The 12,667-nt window shown below is 62.9% G+C and carries 13 protein-coding genes; 2 read left to right on the forward strand and 11 right to left on the reverse strand.

Translation table 11 applies throughout. The annotated features are described in order from the left end of the window. Positions 1–12: 12 nt before the first annotated feature. From Spa11_RS03400 to Spa11_RS03440, 9 genes are all read right to left on the reverse strand, one after another. On the reverse strand, positions 13–1,119 hold the full coding sequence (locus Spa11_RS03400) for a DUF1559 family PulG-like putative transporter (protein ID WP_145107830.1): 1,107 nt from the start codon (positions 1,117–1,119) through the stop codon (positions 13–15). Positions 1,120–1,168: 49 nt separating this feature from the next. Continuing rightward, a complete protein-coding gene (locus Spa11_RS03405) occupies positions 1,169–3,181 on the reverse strand; it encodes an alkaline phosphatase family protein (protein ID WP_145107836.1) in 2,013 nt (670 codons plus the stop codon). Further along, the gene (locus tag Spa11_RS03410; protein ID WP_145107841.1) at positions 3,178–4,065 is read right to left on the reverse strand and encodes a PEP-CTERM sorting domain-containing protein; all 888 of its coding nucleotides are present in this window, start codon (positions 4,063–4,065) and stop codon (positions 3,178–3,180) included. Before Spa11_RS03410 ends, Spa11_RS03405 begins: the two co-directional genes overlap by 4 nt. Positions 4,066–4,175: 110 nt before the next feature. Continuing rightward, the gene (locus Spa11_RS03415) at positions 4,176–4,802 is read right to left on the reverse strand and encodes a PEP-CTERM sorting domain-containing protein (RefSeq protein WP_145107849.1); all 627 of its coding nucleotides are present in this window, start codon (positions 4,800–4,802) and stop codon (positions 4,176–4,178) included. 260 nt (positions 4,803–5,062) lie between these two features. Further along, positions 5,063–6,529 (reverse strand): matrixin family metalloprotease, encoded by a 1,467-nt coding sequence (locus Spa11_RS03420; protein ID WP_145107852.1) that lies wholly within the window; start codon positions 6,527–6,529, stop codon positions 5,063–5,065. A gap of 80 nt (positions 6,530–6,609) precedes the next feature. After that, a complete protein-coding gene (locus Spa11_RS03425; RefSeq protein ID WP_197529706.1) occupies positions 6,610–7,134 on the reverse strand; it encodes a sulfotransferase family protein in 525 nt (174 codons plus the stop codon). Positions 7,135–7,248: 114 nt separating this feature from the next. After that, positions 7,249–8,004: a zf-HC2 domain-containing protein gene (locus Spa11_RS03430; RefSeq protein WP_145107861.1), complete on the reverse strand. Its 756-nt coding sequence runs from the start codon at positions 8,002–8,004 to the stop codon at positions 7,249–7,251. Next, positions 7,994–8,632, reverse strand: coding sequence for a sigma-70 family RNA polymerase sigma factor (locus tag Spa11_RS03435; protein WP_145107865.1), 639 nt, complete (start codon positions 8,630–8,632; stop codon positions 7,994–7,996). The genes Spa11_RS03430 and Spa11_RS03435 overlap by 11 nt, the downstream gene beginning before the upstream one ends. A gap of 22 nt (positions 8,633–8,654) precedes the next feature. Beyond that, a complete protein-coding gene (locus tag Spa11_RS03440; RefSeq protein WP_145107869.1) occupies positions 8,655–9,176 on the reverse strand; it encodes a DUF4864 domain-containing protein in 522 nt (173 codons plus the stop codon). Positions 9,177–9,388: 212 nt separating this feature from the next. Here Spa11_RS03440 and Spa11_RS03445 point away from each other — a divergent pair, with 212 nt between their 5' ends. Both Spa11_RS03445 and Spa11_RS03450 read left to right on the forward strand, forming a co-directional pair. Then, a complete protein-coding gene (locus tag Spa11_RS03445; protein WP_145107873.1) occupies positions 9,389–10,255 on the forward strand; it encodes a DUF4394 domain-containing protein in 867 nt (288 codons plus the stop codon). Positions 10,256–10,312: 57 nt separating this feature from the next. Continuing rightward, positions 10,313–10,996 carry a hypothetical protein gene (locus tag Spa11_RS03450; protein ID WP_145107879.1) on the forward strand — a complete coding sequence of 228 codons (684 nt, stop codon included), beginning with the start codon at positions 10,313–10,315 and terminating at the stop codon, positions 10,994–10,996. Positions 10,997–11,093: 97 nt separating this feature from the next. Here the strand turns inward: Spa11_RS03450 and Spa11_RS03455 are convergent, their stop codons facing one another. Together Spa11_RS03455 and Spa11_RS03460 are read right to left on the reverse strand one after the other, a co-directional pair. After that, positions 11,094–11,885 carry a hypothetical protein gene (locus tag Spa11_RS03455; protein WP_145107884.1) on the reverse strand — a complete coding sequence of 264 codons (792 nt, stop codon included), beginning with the start codon at positions 11,883–11,885 and terminating at the stop codon, positions 11,094–11,096. A gap of 61 nt (positions 11,886–11,946) precedes the next feature. Further along, a complete protein-coding gene (locus Spa11_RS03460) occupies positions 11,947–12,660 on the reverse strand; it encodes a hypothetical protein (RefSeq protein WP_197529707.1) in 714 nt (237 codons plus the stop codon). Positions 12,661–12,667: the final 7 nt, after the last annotated feature.

The following is a 12,667-nucleotide window of genomic DNA, read 5'->3' on the forward strand; positions in this document are numbered from 1 at the left end:
TGGCCTACGCAATCACGGCAGCGACGCGGGCTCTTCGCCCTTCATCGTCGAGAGGTTGTGGTACGTCGCGAGGTCGATGTCCTTCGTCAGTCCATGGACGGACCCGTCGGCCATCGTGAACAGCACGACGCCGCCCGAGTGGACCGAGCCGAACTGACGCCAGTGCGTTTGGTAGCGGGCTTCGGGGTTGGGCTCTCCGTCGGCGTCGCTAGGGTCAAGGCCGAAGTAAGTCGGGATGCACGCCCAGCCCGCCCAGGCGAAGCCTTGGATAAAGCCGTCGTATTGTCCGGACGACCAGTCAAACGTGTCGCCGGCGTTCGTGCCGAAGGTGCCAGGCGCTTCCCCGAACATCAAGGTCTTGGAAGTGCCGTCAATCACCTTGGCGAGCGGGGTTTCGCTGCGACGCCCGAAGACGCCGAGCAGCTCAGTCCTGATGCTGCGCGTTCCTAGAGCGGGGTACGGAAGCCCGGCGGCGTCGGTAATAACATCTTGTGGCCCCGCTGTTCCGACGACGCCCGTGACACCGGCGTAACTCGTCAGTCCCTGAGCAACGATAGCCGGATTGTTGCCTCCAGACTTTCGAACCAAGTCGCTTACAGTGGCGATGAAGTACATCTTGTCTAGGTAAGCCGATTGCGGCGGCTCGTTCGACAGCGAGGGGCAACGGAATGAGTCAATGTTTGTGCCCGAAAGCCGACGACGACGAAAATTGTCGTAGTCGTCGTTGAAATACCACGTGTCATTGGAATCGACGGAGATGGAGTACTGCTCAGTGAATTGGTCGAAGAGCGACTGCTCTTCGACGTAAGGAAGCATAAACACCAAGACGCCGATCCCTTGCTGCAACTCCACAACGCCGTTCACGAGGGGGTCGTCTTCCCAAGGCTTGCCGAAGAGGGGCGACCCCAGGTACCCCGGAGGCAGCATCTTTCGCGCCGACTCGTAGTTGAGGGCCGCCAAGCCGAGCTGCTTGAGGTTGTTCGTGCAGGCGTTCCGCCGAGCCGCCTCCCGCGCCGCCTGAACGGCCGGCAAGAGCAGCGCCACGAGGATGCCGATGATCGCGATCACAACCAGCAGCTCGACAAGCGTAAACGCCGATCGCTTCGGATGAAGAGACATGCAGGGATCTCCGTTTCGTTTGCTTTTCTCGATAACTGTTGATTGCGAACTACGCCAACACCCGACCGGCACGCAACTCCGCCTCGCGGGCCTTCGCGTTTTCGCCGAGCGTGCGGTAGACGCCCGCTAATTCGTGGTGGGCCGCCGACATGCCCGGCGCTTGCTTGACGCAAAGCTCCAGCGCCTCGGCCGCTTCGTCAGGGCGTCCTAGCGCGGCCAACGCCCGGCCCACGAGGTAGTGCGCCCGCGGCAGGAAGTGGACGAGCTCGGCGGCGGTCATGGCGTCCTCGAGCGCGGACTGAGCGTCGCCCAACTCGAGCTTGGCGCGCGCCCTGCCGGTGAAGGCGAGCGGGCTGTCGCCGTCGATCTCGAGCGCCTTCTCGAACGCGGCGACCGCCTCGTCGTAATGCTTGGTCTCCAGCAGGACTTGGCCCAACTTGTTGTGCAGCCCCGGCAGCCGGGGATCGGAAGCGGCCACCTCACGGAGGTGGGTCATCGCCGCTTGGGCGTTCCCTTCGGCAAACTCCAGCGAGCCAAGCATCATCCGCGTCCGCGGTGAGTCGGGCGTGTCAGCCGCCAATCGTTCGAGGACGTCTCTTGCGCGGGACTTATCGCCGACACCCAACAGGCATGTCGCCAGCATCGTCAGGCACGGCGCCGTCTCTCGCACCGACGGGTCGAGCGCATCGATCCGCTCGATCGCCTCGCCCATCCGCATGCTGTCCACCAGCGACTGGATCAGGTTGAACTCGTTGCAGGCGATCGTGTCGCGGATCGTCTTCTCGATGTCCTCCGACGGCGCTTCGACATAGCCAAGCGCCACCAGCTGTTCCATCGCCGCCCGCGATTCGGCCGCGTCGATCCGAATCTCGGGCGGGTGCATGCCACATTCACCCTCGACTTCTTCCCAAGTCTCGATGCGCGGCAGCGGCTTGCCCTCTGCGATCGTCGTGTCGAGCACCTCGGCGAGGACACGGCCCGGCATATCGAAGCCTGCGGGGACGCCCATCAATTGCAGCAGCGTCGGCGTCACGTCGAGAATACCGGCGCCGTAGAGTCGCGAGCCCTGCCGCACGCCCGGCCCCTGCGCCGCGAAGACGCCGAACGGACGGTGCCAATCGACCGGCCCAGCTTTTCCGGGGCGCGGGTCGGGACGTAGATGGTTGTTGTAGTAGCCATGATCGCTGATCAGCACGACCGCCGTGTCGTTGCCCACCATGTCGAGCAACGTTTGCAGCATCATGTCGTGGAAGCGATAAATCCCCGTCATGCAGTGCTGGTAGGCCGCGAAGTCGGCGTCGGTGACTTCGTCCATCTTTGGCGGATGGAACTCCATAAACTCGTGGCCGAAACGATCGATCCCCTCGTAGTAGACCGCGGCGAAGTCCCAGTCGTCCTTCGCCAAGAGGTGCGTCGCCGTCGCGTGGATCGTCGCGGTCTGCGCCATCAAGTGTTGAAACTTGCCCAGCCGATGGTCCTCGCACTCTAGCAATTCACCCGCGGTGGGGATGAACGGCAGGATGGCGCCGGCGTCGATCTCGCCGGGGAGGACGCGGAACTCGGCTAGTTCGTCCGTCAGCTCGTGTGGATGCACACACGAGGCCGACGGCGGTGTCGGCTTGCCGTTCTCGACGCGGAACTGCTCGAACTGGTTGCTCACCATCACGCCGGCGATTGGTTCGGCCGGGTGTGAGGCGTACCAACCAACAACCGTCGATCGCAGCCCGTAGTGCGTGAGGATGTTCCAGATCGCCTTGCACTTGCGGCTGGTGCTGTGGACGGGCCGCACGCCTTGGCCGTCCGGGTCAGGTTCGGTGAAACCGTGGACTCCGTGGTCGATCGGCCGCTTGCCGGTAGCGATGGTGTTCCACAGCATCGGCGAGAGGATCGGCCTGGTGGTCGCCAGGTTGCCCCACACGCCGCGCTCCATCATGCCGGCGATGGTTGGCATCAGTCCCCGCGTAACGAGGGGTTGGATCATCTGCCAATCGGCGGCGTCCCATCCGACGAGCAGCACCCGTCGCGGCGATCGTTCGGTCGTGGTCCTTTCGGGCGCTATCACGGCGCGTTGGACTCACTCGGGGTCACGCCGGCGGACCGATGACGACGCAGCACGCCTAACCCGGCGGCGCCACAGGCCAACAGGCCGAGCGTTGCCGGTTCGGGAATCGTTGAGGCGGCGGGGGCGGCGTCGAACTCATACGCCGAGAAGCCATAGTCCTCTGCCCACGCGGCGTAGTCGCCGGCGCCGATGACGCCGTCGGCGTCGGCGTCGGCGCGAAGGTCGGTGTTGCTCCCTTCCGTGTCACGCCATACGGTGTAGTCGGCCGCATCCACGACGCCGTCGCCGTTGAAGTCGCCCGCGACCTGACCGGCGGCGATCGGCGCGCCGGCCGTAGCGTTATAGGCCCAGTCACGGACGACGAAGACGCCCGCTGCGTTATCAACGGTGACGCGCACCCAGCCGTAATGGATTTGGTTGAGGATCGGGAAGCCTACGCCCAGAAAAGCGGAGGGCGCCTCGTTGAACTGGGCGTTTGGATTCAGTTCGCCATAGGCCATCGAGCCGAAGAAGACATCCCCTGCGCCGGTCGTCGTCGCGTCAATAACCGCTCCAGCCGTCAGGGCCGTGGCGTAAGCGTAGTTGCCGGAGCCGGCGCGAAAGCCGACAACTCGACCCGGCGCGTAACGGACCGTCATTCCCTGGTAGGGGCCGTTGTCAAACACATAGTTCTTAAGGATCAGATCACTATCGGAGTAATAGGGATCGTCGCCGTTGAGCTCCAGCGTCAGGGCGCCACCGGCGTCAATGGCGATATTCTGAACCGTTGACCAGACGATCTGCGCGTCCGCTTCGGCGCCCACCAGTGACATTGTCGCGCCGGCGGCGAGCGAATAGGCGACACGACGCTGCTTCGCCGCTTCTGCGTTGTTAACAGGGCTCATTGCCAATCTTCCTCGATGCTCTTCTTGTCCATGTCTAGGCGACCGGCGAGCGGGGTCGCAAGAGCCCCGCTCGCCGATGCAAAAACTTCGATCGTCCTATCAGTCGAGTCTCATGCGACCTGACGGCGGCGCATCGCAGCGACGCCCGCGGCGCCGGCGGCCAGCAGGCCCAGCGAGGTCGGCTCGGGGACTTGGCCCGCGAGCAGCCCGGCGCCGGGTGTCGAGTTGTAGGCCCAGTCGTTGATGACAAACGAGCCGGCGGCGTTGTCCACGGTCACCCGGACCCAACCGAAGTGGCTGACGCCGCCAATGGGAAACTCCAGACCGATGAACGCGCCACTGGCGGTGTTGAATTCGGCGTTAGGGTTGTTGCCGCCGTATGCCATGGATGCTTGAAACGGCCCGCCGCTCGTCGTCGAGGCATCGATCAAGTCGCCGGCAGACAGAGCGCTGGCGTAGCTGAGCCCGGCGCTAAAACCGACGACCTTGCCCGGGGCAAAGTTGACGTAGGCGCCTTGGTAGTTGCCGCCGCCGAAGACGTAATTCTTCAGCAGGATGTCGTTGTAAGCGTCGCCATCGAGATTGAGCTGCTGGCTGCTAAACTGCGCAATAGCGAGGTCTTGCACACCGGAGTAACTAATGGCGGCTTCGGCCGAACCGGTCACGCCAACGACGGCGCCGGCGGCGATGGAATACGCCGCCCGACGAGCGGTGGCGTTGGAATCATCTTGCTTCATGAGCGTCTCCAGTAGGTGTGATGCATAAGGAGCGGAGCGGAAAGCGAAAAACTGACAGCGCTTTCAGGGGTGCTTTGAAGCAACCAAGAAATCGAATCTGGTAAGTCGGAAGACCGTCGGCCCATGACGAACGGGCGCCAGTGCGAACCGGTAGCGGTAGGGAGAGGTAAAGGCAGGCCCTAGCACGCCGCCTAGGAGCCTGATCAGAGTCGGGCCCACGCACTAGGTGGTTTAAATATAACCAGCCGTCACCGTGCCGCTCAACGGTTTGGGCGCCGGAATTTGGCAAGAAGGAGGCCCAGCGTCGCTCCCACGAGGGCGCCCGGCTCGGCAACCGCGCCGGACGCCGAGGTCCCTGCCCCGTGGAAAATCGACCCGTAGGCCGACGCCCAAACGTCGTAGTCCGCGTCATCGATCTCGCCGTTGCCGTCGCCATCGGCCGCCAACTCTGTAGTGCTTCCTAGCGTGTCCCGCCAGCGGGTGTAATCGGCCGCATCGACGAGGCCGTCGCCGGTGTAGTCGCCCGGAAGGGCTAGTGACGTGACCGCTAGGTCGAGCCGGTAGAACTGTGTCGCGTTCGTTATCCCAGTGACGTGGAGGGTAAAGCTACCCGCCTCCGTCGTGGTGAAGTCCAACGTCTCAGCGGCGCCGAGGCCGCCGCCGTTGGAGATGCCTAATGACGAACTCACCAGCGACGGGCCTAATTGCTGCACTTCAATCCCAAGATCGCCAATGCGGTCCGACTGGATCGTCGTCGAACCCAGTCCAAAGGCCTGATGCGCGTAGCTGAACCCCAGCGGAGTCATCGTGATGTTCACTTGCGACGCCCCTTCCACACTGAACGAGAAAACGTCCACGTCGGCCGAGCGATTAATGCTAATGAAGTCCGACATGTCCGCCGTGACCAGCGTGGCGCCGCCGTCGGTCCCGACGGATACGACCGAGCCGCCGTCGATCACGCCAAGGGGCGTCGCGGTGGCGATCGTGTCGTTGCCGCCATTCTTCTCCAGAGCGTCGCCATACAGAAAATGGACCCCTCGGATGTCGTCGTGCTGGGGACCGTCAAATCCCGTCTGTGTGAAGGGCTCCAGGAGCGCCACGGAATTGCTACTGGTAAGATGCCCGAGGCCAAGCGAATGCCCAAGCTCGTGCATCAGCGTATGCCGCAACGAGAAGGCGTTGCCATTGGCGTTGCTGAAGTAGGCGGCATCGTCGGTGTCGAGGAAGATATCGCCCAAATCGGGAGCGATCGTGTAACCAGCCGTGCCGATATTCACGCCAATTGTCCCATCGTAGCGGGCGCCCGCCAGCCGCACGTCGGCGCGCACCCCCGCGACCCCGGCCGCGACATTGTGGTTTGCGCCGTCGTCGTAGGGTTCGTAAGTGAACGTGATGCCCGAGACCTCCGCCCAGCGATCAAACGAGCTTTCGACGTACCCAAACCATGGCCTTTGCGTCAGGTCCGACCCGCCCGGGCCCGCCCCGTACCACGAGTCGAGCTTCGCGATCAGATTGCTGCTGCGATTGACGCCCGGCGTGACGTTCTGGACCAGCGTCCCGTCGTCGGCGATCCCCCAGGTCAACGCGACCGGCGTCCCGATCGGACCGGCCACGCCACCCGCCGACGTGAACGTCCAGCGGTCGTTGTTGTTGTATCCTTTAGCGGGCGCGGCCAGCATGGCGGCGGCTATCAACGCTACTAGCGGCAAGTAATCTTGATTACACATCGTGGCCAGATCAGAGGGCGCCGAAAATCTCTACGCTACTGTCACGGCGCAGTACCAGCAACCAAATGCGAGCGGTGGGTTCAATCTTTCGCGCGATTGCGATACAGATTTGGATCAACCGTCCCCGCCATCGCGGCGAGATCCAGCCCCGTAATTCCGCCTTCGGCAAGGAAGCCCGCGATCCGCTCCGCGGCGGTTTGGGGCTCGGCGACCATGTCGGTGTACGCCACGCGGAGTACGGAATAATCCTGTCGGCGCGCCGTGAGCCGCTCGAACGCGTCGAGGTGCGTGACAAAAGCCCGGCGAACGATGTCCTGTGGCGGCGCCGGTTTGCCGAGTCGGGCAATCATCTTCGCCTGCGACGTCAGAATCTCATCAAGGTCGCGGTCAACAAAGACGATTCGGTACGTCTCGCCGCTTGGGAGTTCGCCCAGCAAGTGCGAGATCACCTTCACGACCTTGCCTCGGCCATCACGGATGCAGGACGAGTCTGCCTTGAGCCGTTTCACCGCATCGAGTTCGAAATAGCCCCGCGGATTGTCGATGTCGGCGGCACGCTCGCCATCGGTCAGCGGCTCGACACCACCTGCCGCGATCATCTGCATGGCCAACGAAGTCCCCGACCGCGGCAAGCCAGAGACGACAACGATAGGGGCCATCATGCTGCAAACATTCGAGGATAGCGGAGCACTTCTAAGACCCGCTATTGTGCCCCCGCTTCAGCGGATTTCCAACACGCCCTGCTCAACCACCTCTTCGCTCGGCGCCGCCTCTAGCTCATCGGACTCGATGGTCAGCAAGACTTTGGCGGCTTCTGCCTCTAAGCCGTTGACATCCAAGATCGCGAAGATCCTACCAGCCGAAGCATGCCTTAACTCTCCGCGAGCGATCACAGCGCCCTCTTCATCAATGAGCCAAACCCAGTTCGGCTCAGAGCGGCTGGCGAGTGGGTTGTGAGTCGCCCAAACATGCAACTGCTGCGACACCGAGTCATATAGCAAGTGGGTGACGACCGACTTTCTAAAGCTCGTGATCGGCAACGACACGAGCCGAGCGCCGCGAACGCCAAATTCTCGTTCGCTCTTCGCGACACGTTCCTGCCATGCCTCGGCGATGGATTGTTTCACCGCGTCGGCGGCTTCTGGCGACCGCAGCCACGTGACGCCCGCCGCAACAACGGCAAGCGAAGCCGCTACCGACCACGCGGCGATTGTCCAGGCGGACCGCTTCGGCGTTGATGTAAGCGTGGCCGATGTTGCGATGGCGTCGAGCAATTGCGTCTTAAGATGCGCGGGTGGCGCCGGCAATGGTTCGGCGTCTAGCAACAGCGCCGCCGCGTCTTGCAGTTCGACGAGTTCGATGAGGCAAGCCTCGCAGCCGCTTGTCAGGTGCCGTTCAACTAGCGCGCGTTCCTCCTCAGTCGCCGCGCCGGCGGCGTAATCGGGCAGGAGCGGTCGGATGCTGTCACAGGACATCGTGGTCCCTCCCTACCGAACGGAGTGCGGAACGGAGGGTTTGCAAGGCCGTACGGATGCGGGTCTTGATCGTGCCGAGCGGTTCGCCGAGCTGCTCGGCAATCTCAGCGTGGGTGAGGCCTTGGAAGTACGCCATCTCAAGCGGCGTACGTTGCTTGGCTTCGAGTCGTCCGACGGCGGTGCGGACTTGGTCCGAATTCTCGTGTTCGACGAGACGGGTGTCGGGGCGGTCGGAATGTTGACGCTTCACCATCTCTGGCAGCGACTCGATAGCCGCCGCCTCCGTTCGTTCGGCCCGCGTGGCGCCGGCCCGCAGCCGGTCGATCGATCGGCTCCGCGCCAGCAACAAGACATACGTGCGTAAGGCGCCGCGGGATGGGTCAAAACCGTGCGGGTCTTTCCAAAGTGACAGAAAGACGTCTGACACGACGGCTTCGGCGTCGGCGTCCCTCCCCAGCACCCGCATTGCCATCCCGTAGACGCGTGGAGCGTAGCGGTCGTAGAGCGTGGCGAAGGCGTCGCGATCACCCGCAGCTACCGCAGCGATGAGCGGCCCGTCATCTTCGGCGTCGGCGTAGCGGTCCCACTGACGGGAACTTGGTGACCGATTGGCGGCGCTCGACGACATAAATCTTTCGGCGGGCTGTCGGTCAGATCGTCGGACTAACCGTCTGATCGGCGCCGGCTTCGCTCGGCGTGAATCGATAGACCGCGTCGGTCATCCAGCGATGCTGGGATTCATCTTCTTGGCGGCTCAAGTAGAAGCGGTAAGCCACCAGCGTCCCGGAACGATCGATCAGCGTTACTAGGACGGTGGCGGCGTCGCCCTTCTTAACGGCGCGGCCAACGGCGTAGCCTTGGTTGTCAGTGAGCGCCACGTAAGGGCTGGAATCGACGAGCTTCTCGAATCGCTCGAGCGGCCCCGTGATCACTCGGTTGCCCGGCGAGGCGAAGCTAAACACCCGTCCGCTGGCGGTGGCGTCGTTGCGCCATTCGGCGAGGGCGGCCATCTGCTCACTCACGACGCCAGCTGGGGCTAACTCGAAATCAGCCGGAGTGGATGCCACCGAGCCCGTCCCCAGTCCGCTCGAGGTTCTCAATTCACTGCACCCCGCGCAGGCGAGCAGCGCGACGCAGCCCGCGACGAATAACAGCGAGCGGAGGGGGGCCATCGGCACGGGCCTCGAATGAGTTCGCGACGAAACCCTTCGCCGCAGCCCTTCACCGTAGTTCTCCGCTGGGCAGCGGTCAATCGATGGACTTCGAGCCCAATCAGCCAGTTCTTGAGGTGTTTTATTGAACTCGTTCAATCCGGGCACAGGTGGCGCCCGTAACTCCTCAGCGTTGTGAAGGTTTTGTCCCCTTTCTTGCTGAGGTCCTCCCTATGTCTCCACGCCTAATGCTAGTCGCTTGCGGGCTGATGCTCGCGCCCGCCGCCGCCCACGCCGAATCGATCTACGGCGTCACCGAGGAGCAATTCCTCGTCAGTTGGGATTCAGCGATGCCAGGAAACCTGATGTCGGGAATGCCGATCACCGGCTTGCAATCTAACGAGACGATTCTTGGCATCGATTTCCGTCCCGCGACGGGCGAGCTCTTTGCCGTCGGCAGTTCAAGCCGACTCTACACGCTGAGCACCTCGACCGGCGCCGCGACGATGGTGGGCTCCGGGCCGTTCTCGCCGCCGATCAACGGGTCGAGCTTCGGCTTCGACTTCAACCCGACGATCGATCGCATCCGCTTTGTATCCGACGTCAACAAGAATTACGTCCTCAATCCGAATGACGGTATGGCGACCGAAGTCACCGACGTCTTCTTCCCGATGGGGGACGCCAACGCCGGAACCGACCCCAACGTCGTCCACTCGGCCTACACGAACAGTTTCAATAACGCGACGACAACGCAGCTCTACGGCGTTGATGCGGGTCTCGACCTCTTGGTGACACAAGCAAACTCGGCCGGAACTCTTGGGACCGTCGGCGTCCTGGGCACCGATGTCACCAGCACCGGAGGCTTCGACATTTCTGGCGCCACCGGCGTCGGCTACATGGCGATCGAAGACTCGACCACCTCGCGAACCACTTTCTGGACCGTCGATCTGATGACCGGACTCGGTACGCCCGTAGGTGAAGTGGGCGGTGGGGCCATCATCACCGCAATCGCCGTCGCGCCGATTCCCGAGCCAACCAGCGCAACCCTCCTCGTAGCGAGCGTCCTCGGAACAGGTTTCCTTCGTCGCGCCCGCAAGTAGGAAACTTACTACCCGCTAATGTCACTACTCGCCTTTTCCGAATTAGGAGTCAGCACCGTGTCCATCTTACGAATCTCAACGCTTCTAGCAGCGGCAGCGATGTCATTGCCGGCCTCCGCAGATCATCTGCAGCAGTTCGCCGCCAATATCGGCTCTCTCAACAACTCCGGCGGCAGCGCATTTGCGCTAATGACGCTGGACACCACGGCGATGACGCTTGACATCTCGATCACCGGCACGGGATTCGAGCCCAATCAAGACCACTTGATGCACATCCACGGCCTCCTCACCGGGGACGGCACGAGCGGTAACCCGGCGGGCGATTCGGTGAGCCCGACGATCGCCGACGATGGCGACGGCGATGGTTTCGTCGAAGTGCTCGAGGGCCTGCCACGCTACGGTGACATACTGCTCCCCTTACCGACGCAGAATACGCCCACGGGTTCGTTCGTCTTCAATCAAACGTATGACCTTACCGACGACAGTTTGTTTGGCAGCCCGGTGAGCGGCATGGACTACGTCGGCGCCGACCTGATCCCGCTCGACTTCCGTGAGATCGTGATCCACGGCCTGTCCGTCGATGGAACAGCAGGAGCCGGGACGGACGGTGAGGTCGATGGGACGGCTGGTTACAAGCTTGTCTTGCCGGCCGCGTCGGGTGAGATCTTTGGTGTTCCCGAACCGACCACAGCTGTTTTGGCAGGTATGTTGAGTCTGGCGATGTTTGCTCGCCGTCGATAGGTCATCGGTCTGGGCAAGGATAGAGGCGACGGGCCCGGTCAGCACAGCGCTGGCCGGGCCTCTTTCGTTGACCCCCCAGCAAACTCTCCCAAAGCGCCTACTCTTTAGCCGACTCATCTACGACTGGCTTTGCGGTCGTATGGCTCACCAGACGTAGCTCCATCGGCGTGGTCGTTTGATTCCAAACACGGCGCTGATCGACGAAGAGCCATTTCTTCTCGCCACGCGCAAGGCAACGCACCTCGACCGAGCCGCCGTCCCAATCGGCCGGCGCCGCGAACGTAACACGGAACATTCGCTCCCCTTCGAGAGTCGACTGCGACGATCGCCGGAGCTTGTAGTACACGCCCGAACGGCCGCCGGTGGTTCCGCTGACGATAATGGCCTGCTTGGGCGGCAACTCGCTGCGGGTGACGGTCGCCGACTCGGCCTTGGAGGTCCCGGCTGTAAGGGTCGGAGTCAGGCAAACGTCCGGCGCGAGCTTTGCTCCGATCGTCGCAGCGATCGACTTATCGGTCGCAATCGTCTCTTTAACTTCGATGGGTTGCGCTAAGTCACTAGCGAGCTCGGTGCGCGGCGCGTAGTCGTGAACCTTGAGGCCCGCCGCGGCGCCGTCAATCTCTAGAATCATGTCGTCCACCTTCCCTGCTTCGCCATGGAATAGTAGCAGCGACACCGGGGTGACGACCTCCACCAGCCGCATATCGGGGTTGGCGGCGAGGAATTCGGGCGTCGTCACGTCACGACAAGCAAGCGTCGCCGGCACGTCGAACGCCACCTCGGGCGTGCTCGTGTCGAAGCTGCCGACCTGCGGCAGTTCGATCGCTGAAGCGGGATTCGCCGACATCCAGATCGCCGGCAAAAGGAACAAAGCAAGCAGGCTTCTCATCGTGTCGCTCCATCCGTAACGAGAAGGGCCCTTTCAAGCAGGTAGGGCGTCCGTGCTCGTGTTACGCAGAAACCGAGCCGCCGGTTTCAAGAGCGACCGGCGTTTTTCCGACAAGGTCCGGATCGACCACCAGTTCATCAAAGCTAGCGGCGACGGCGCCACGGAACCCCGCCAGCAGTGGCGTGAATGCGGCCGGCAGCTTGTCGAGTCGCACCCGCTGCATCACTTGGTTGAGACGCATCACCAAGGCGTCGTCATCGCGATAATCGGCGAGGAACCGGACCTCGACGTACCGCTCGACGAAGAGCGCAAGATCGCCGACGTCGCGTTGCGCCATCCGCTCAATCGACGCCGCCACCCACGCCCCATCGACATGCGTCATTAGCTCGTAATACCAATCGAGCAGCCCTGGCTCGCGCCGCGCAAGTTCATCATCGAGCAGCATTTCGACAAGGATGTGCCCGAGAAACCAGGGCCGCATACTGGTCGATTCACCAAGCGCCTCGCGAACCGTCTTCGCAAACCCTAGCGATAACGCTCCGAAGGCGGGCGATTCGTGGAACCAGGCGTCGTCGGCGTGGTGACGGCAAACGCCCCTCGCCAGGGCCGCCAACTGCGCGTTCTCCGAATCGAGGTGCGGCGCCGCGTCGCGCGACCGGCACTTCGTTCGGCGAGACGCGACGCCAAGCCAGTCCGGTACGGCAACACCCGCTAGCTCGTAGGGATCAGCTGATCCGTTGCGAAGGAAGGACCAAGCGTGGGCTAGGTAATTCATCGTTGCT

This window comes from Botrimarina mediterranea (assembly GCF_007753265.1).
Taxonomy (GTDB): Bacteria; Planctomycetota; Planctomycetia; order Pirellulales; family Lacipirellulaceae; genus Botrimarina; species Botrimarina mediterranea.

Bases quoted from the DNA above. Each gene is read 5' to 3' on its own strand.
- Spa11_RS03400 (WP_145107830.1), bottom strand. From the start codon at position 1,119: ATGTCTCTTCATCCGAAGCGATCGGCGTTTACGCTTGTCGAGCTGCTG.
- Spa11_RS03410 (WP_145107841.1), bottom strand. From the start codon at position 4,065: ATGAGCCCTGTTAACAACGCAGAAGCGGCGAAGCAGCGTCGTGTCGCC.
- Spa11_RS03415 (WP_145107849.1), bottom strand. From the start codon at position 4,802: ATGAAGCAAGATGATTCCAACGCCACCGCTCGTCGGGCGGCGTATTCC.
- Spa11_RS03420 (WP_145107852.1), bottom strand. From the start codon at position 6,529: ATGTGTAATCAAGATTACTTGCCGCTAGTAGCGTTGATAGCCGCCGCC.
- Spa11_RS03425 (WP_197529706.1), bottom strand. From the start codon at position 7,134: ATGCAGATGATCGCGGCAGGTGGTGTCGAGCCGCTGACCGATGGCGAG.
- Spa11_RS03430 (WP_145107861.1), bottom strand. From the start codon at position 8,004: ATGTCCTGTGACAGCATCCGACCGCTCCTGCCCGATTACGCCGCCGGC.
- Spa11_RS03435 (WP_145107865.1), bottom strand. From the start codon at position 8,632: ATGTCGTCGAGCGCCGCCAATCGGTCACCAAGTTCCCGTCAGTGGGAC.
- Spa11_RS03440 (WP_145107869.1), bottom strand. From the start codon at position 9,176: ATGGCCCCCCTCCGCTCGCTGTTATTCGTCGCGGGCTGCGTCGCGCTG.
- Spa11_RS03445 (WP_145107873.1), top strand. From the start codon at position 9,389: ATGTCTCCACGCCTAATGCTAGTCGCTTGCGGGCTGATGCTCGCGCCC.
- Spa11_RS03455 (WP_145107884.1), bottom strand. From the start codon at position 11,885: ATGAGAAGCCTGCTTGCTTTGTTCCTTTTGCCGGCGATCTGGATGTCG.
- Spa11_RS03460 (WP_197529707.1), bottom strand. From the start codon at position 12,660: ATGAATTACCTAGCCCACGCTTGGTCCTTCCTTCGCAACGGATCAGCT.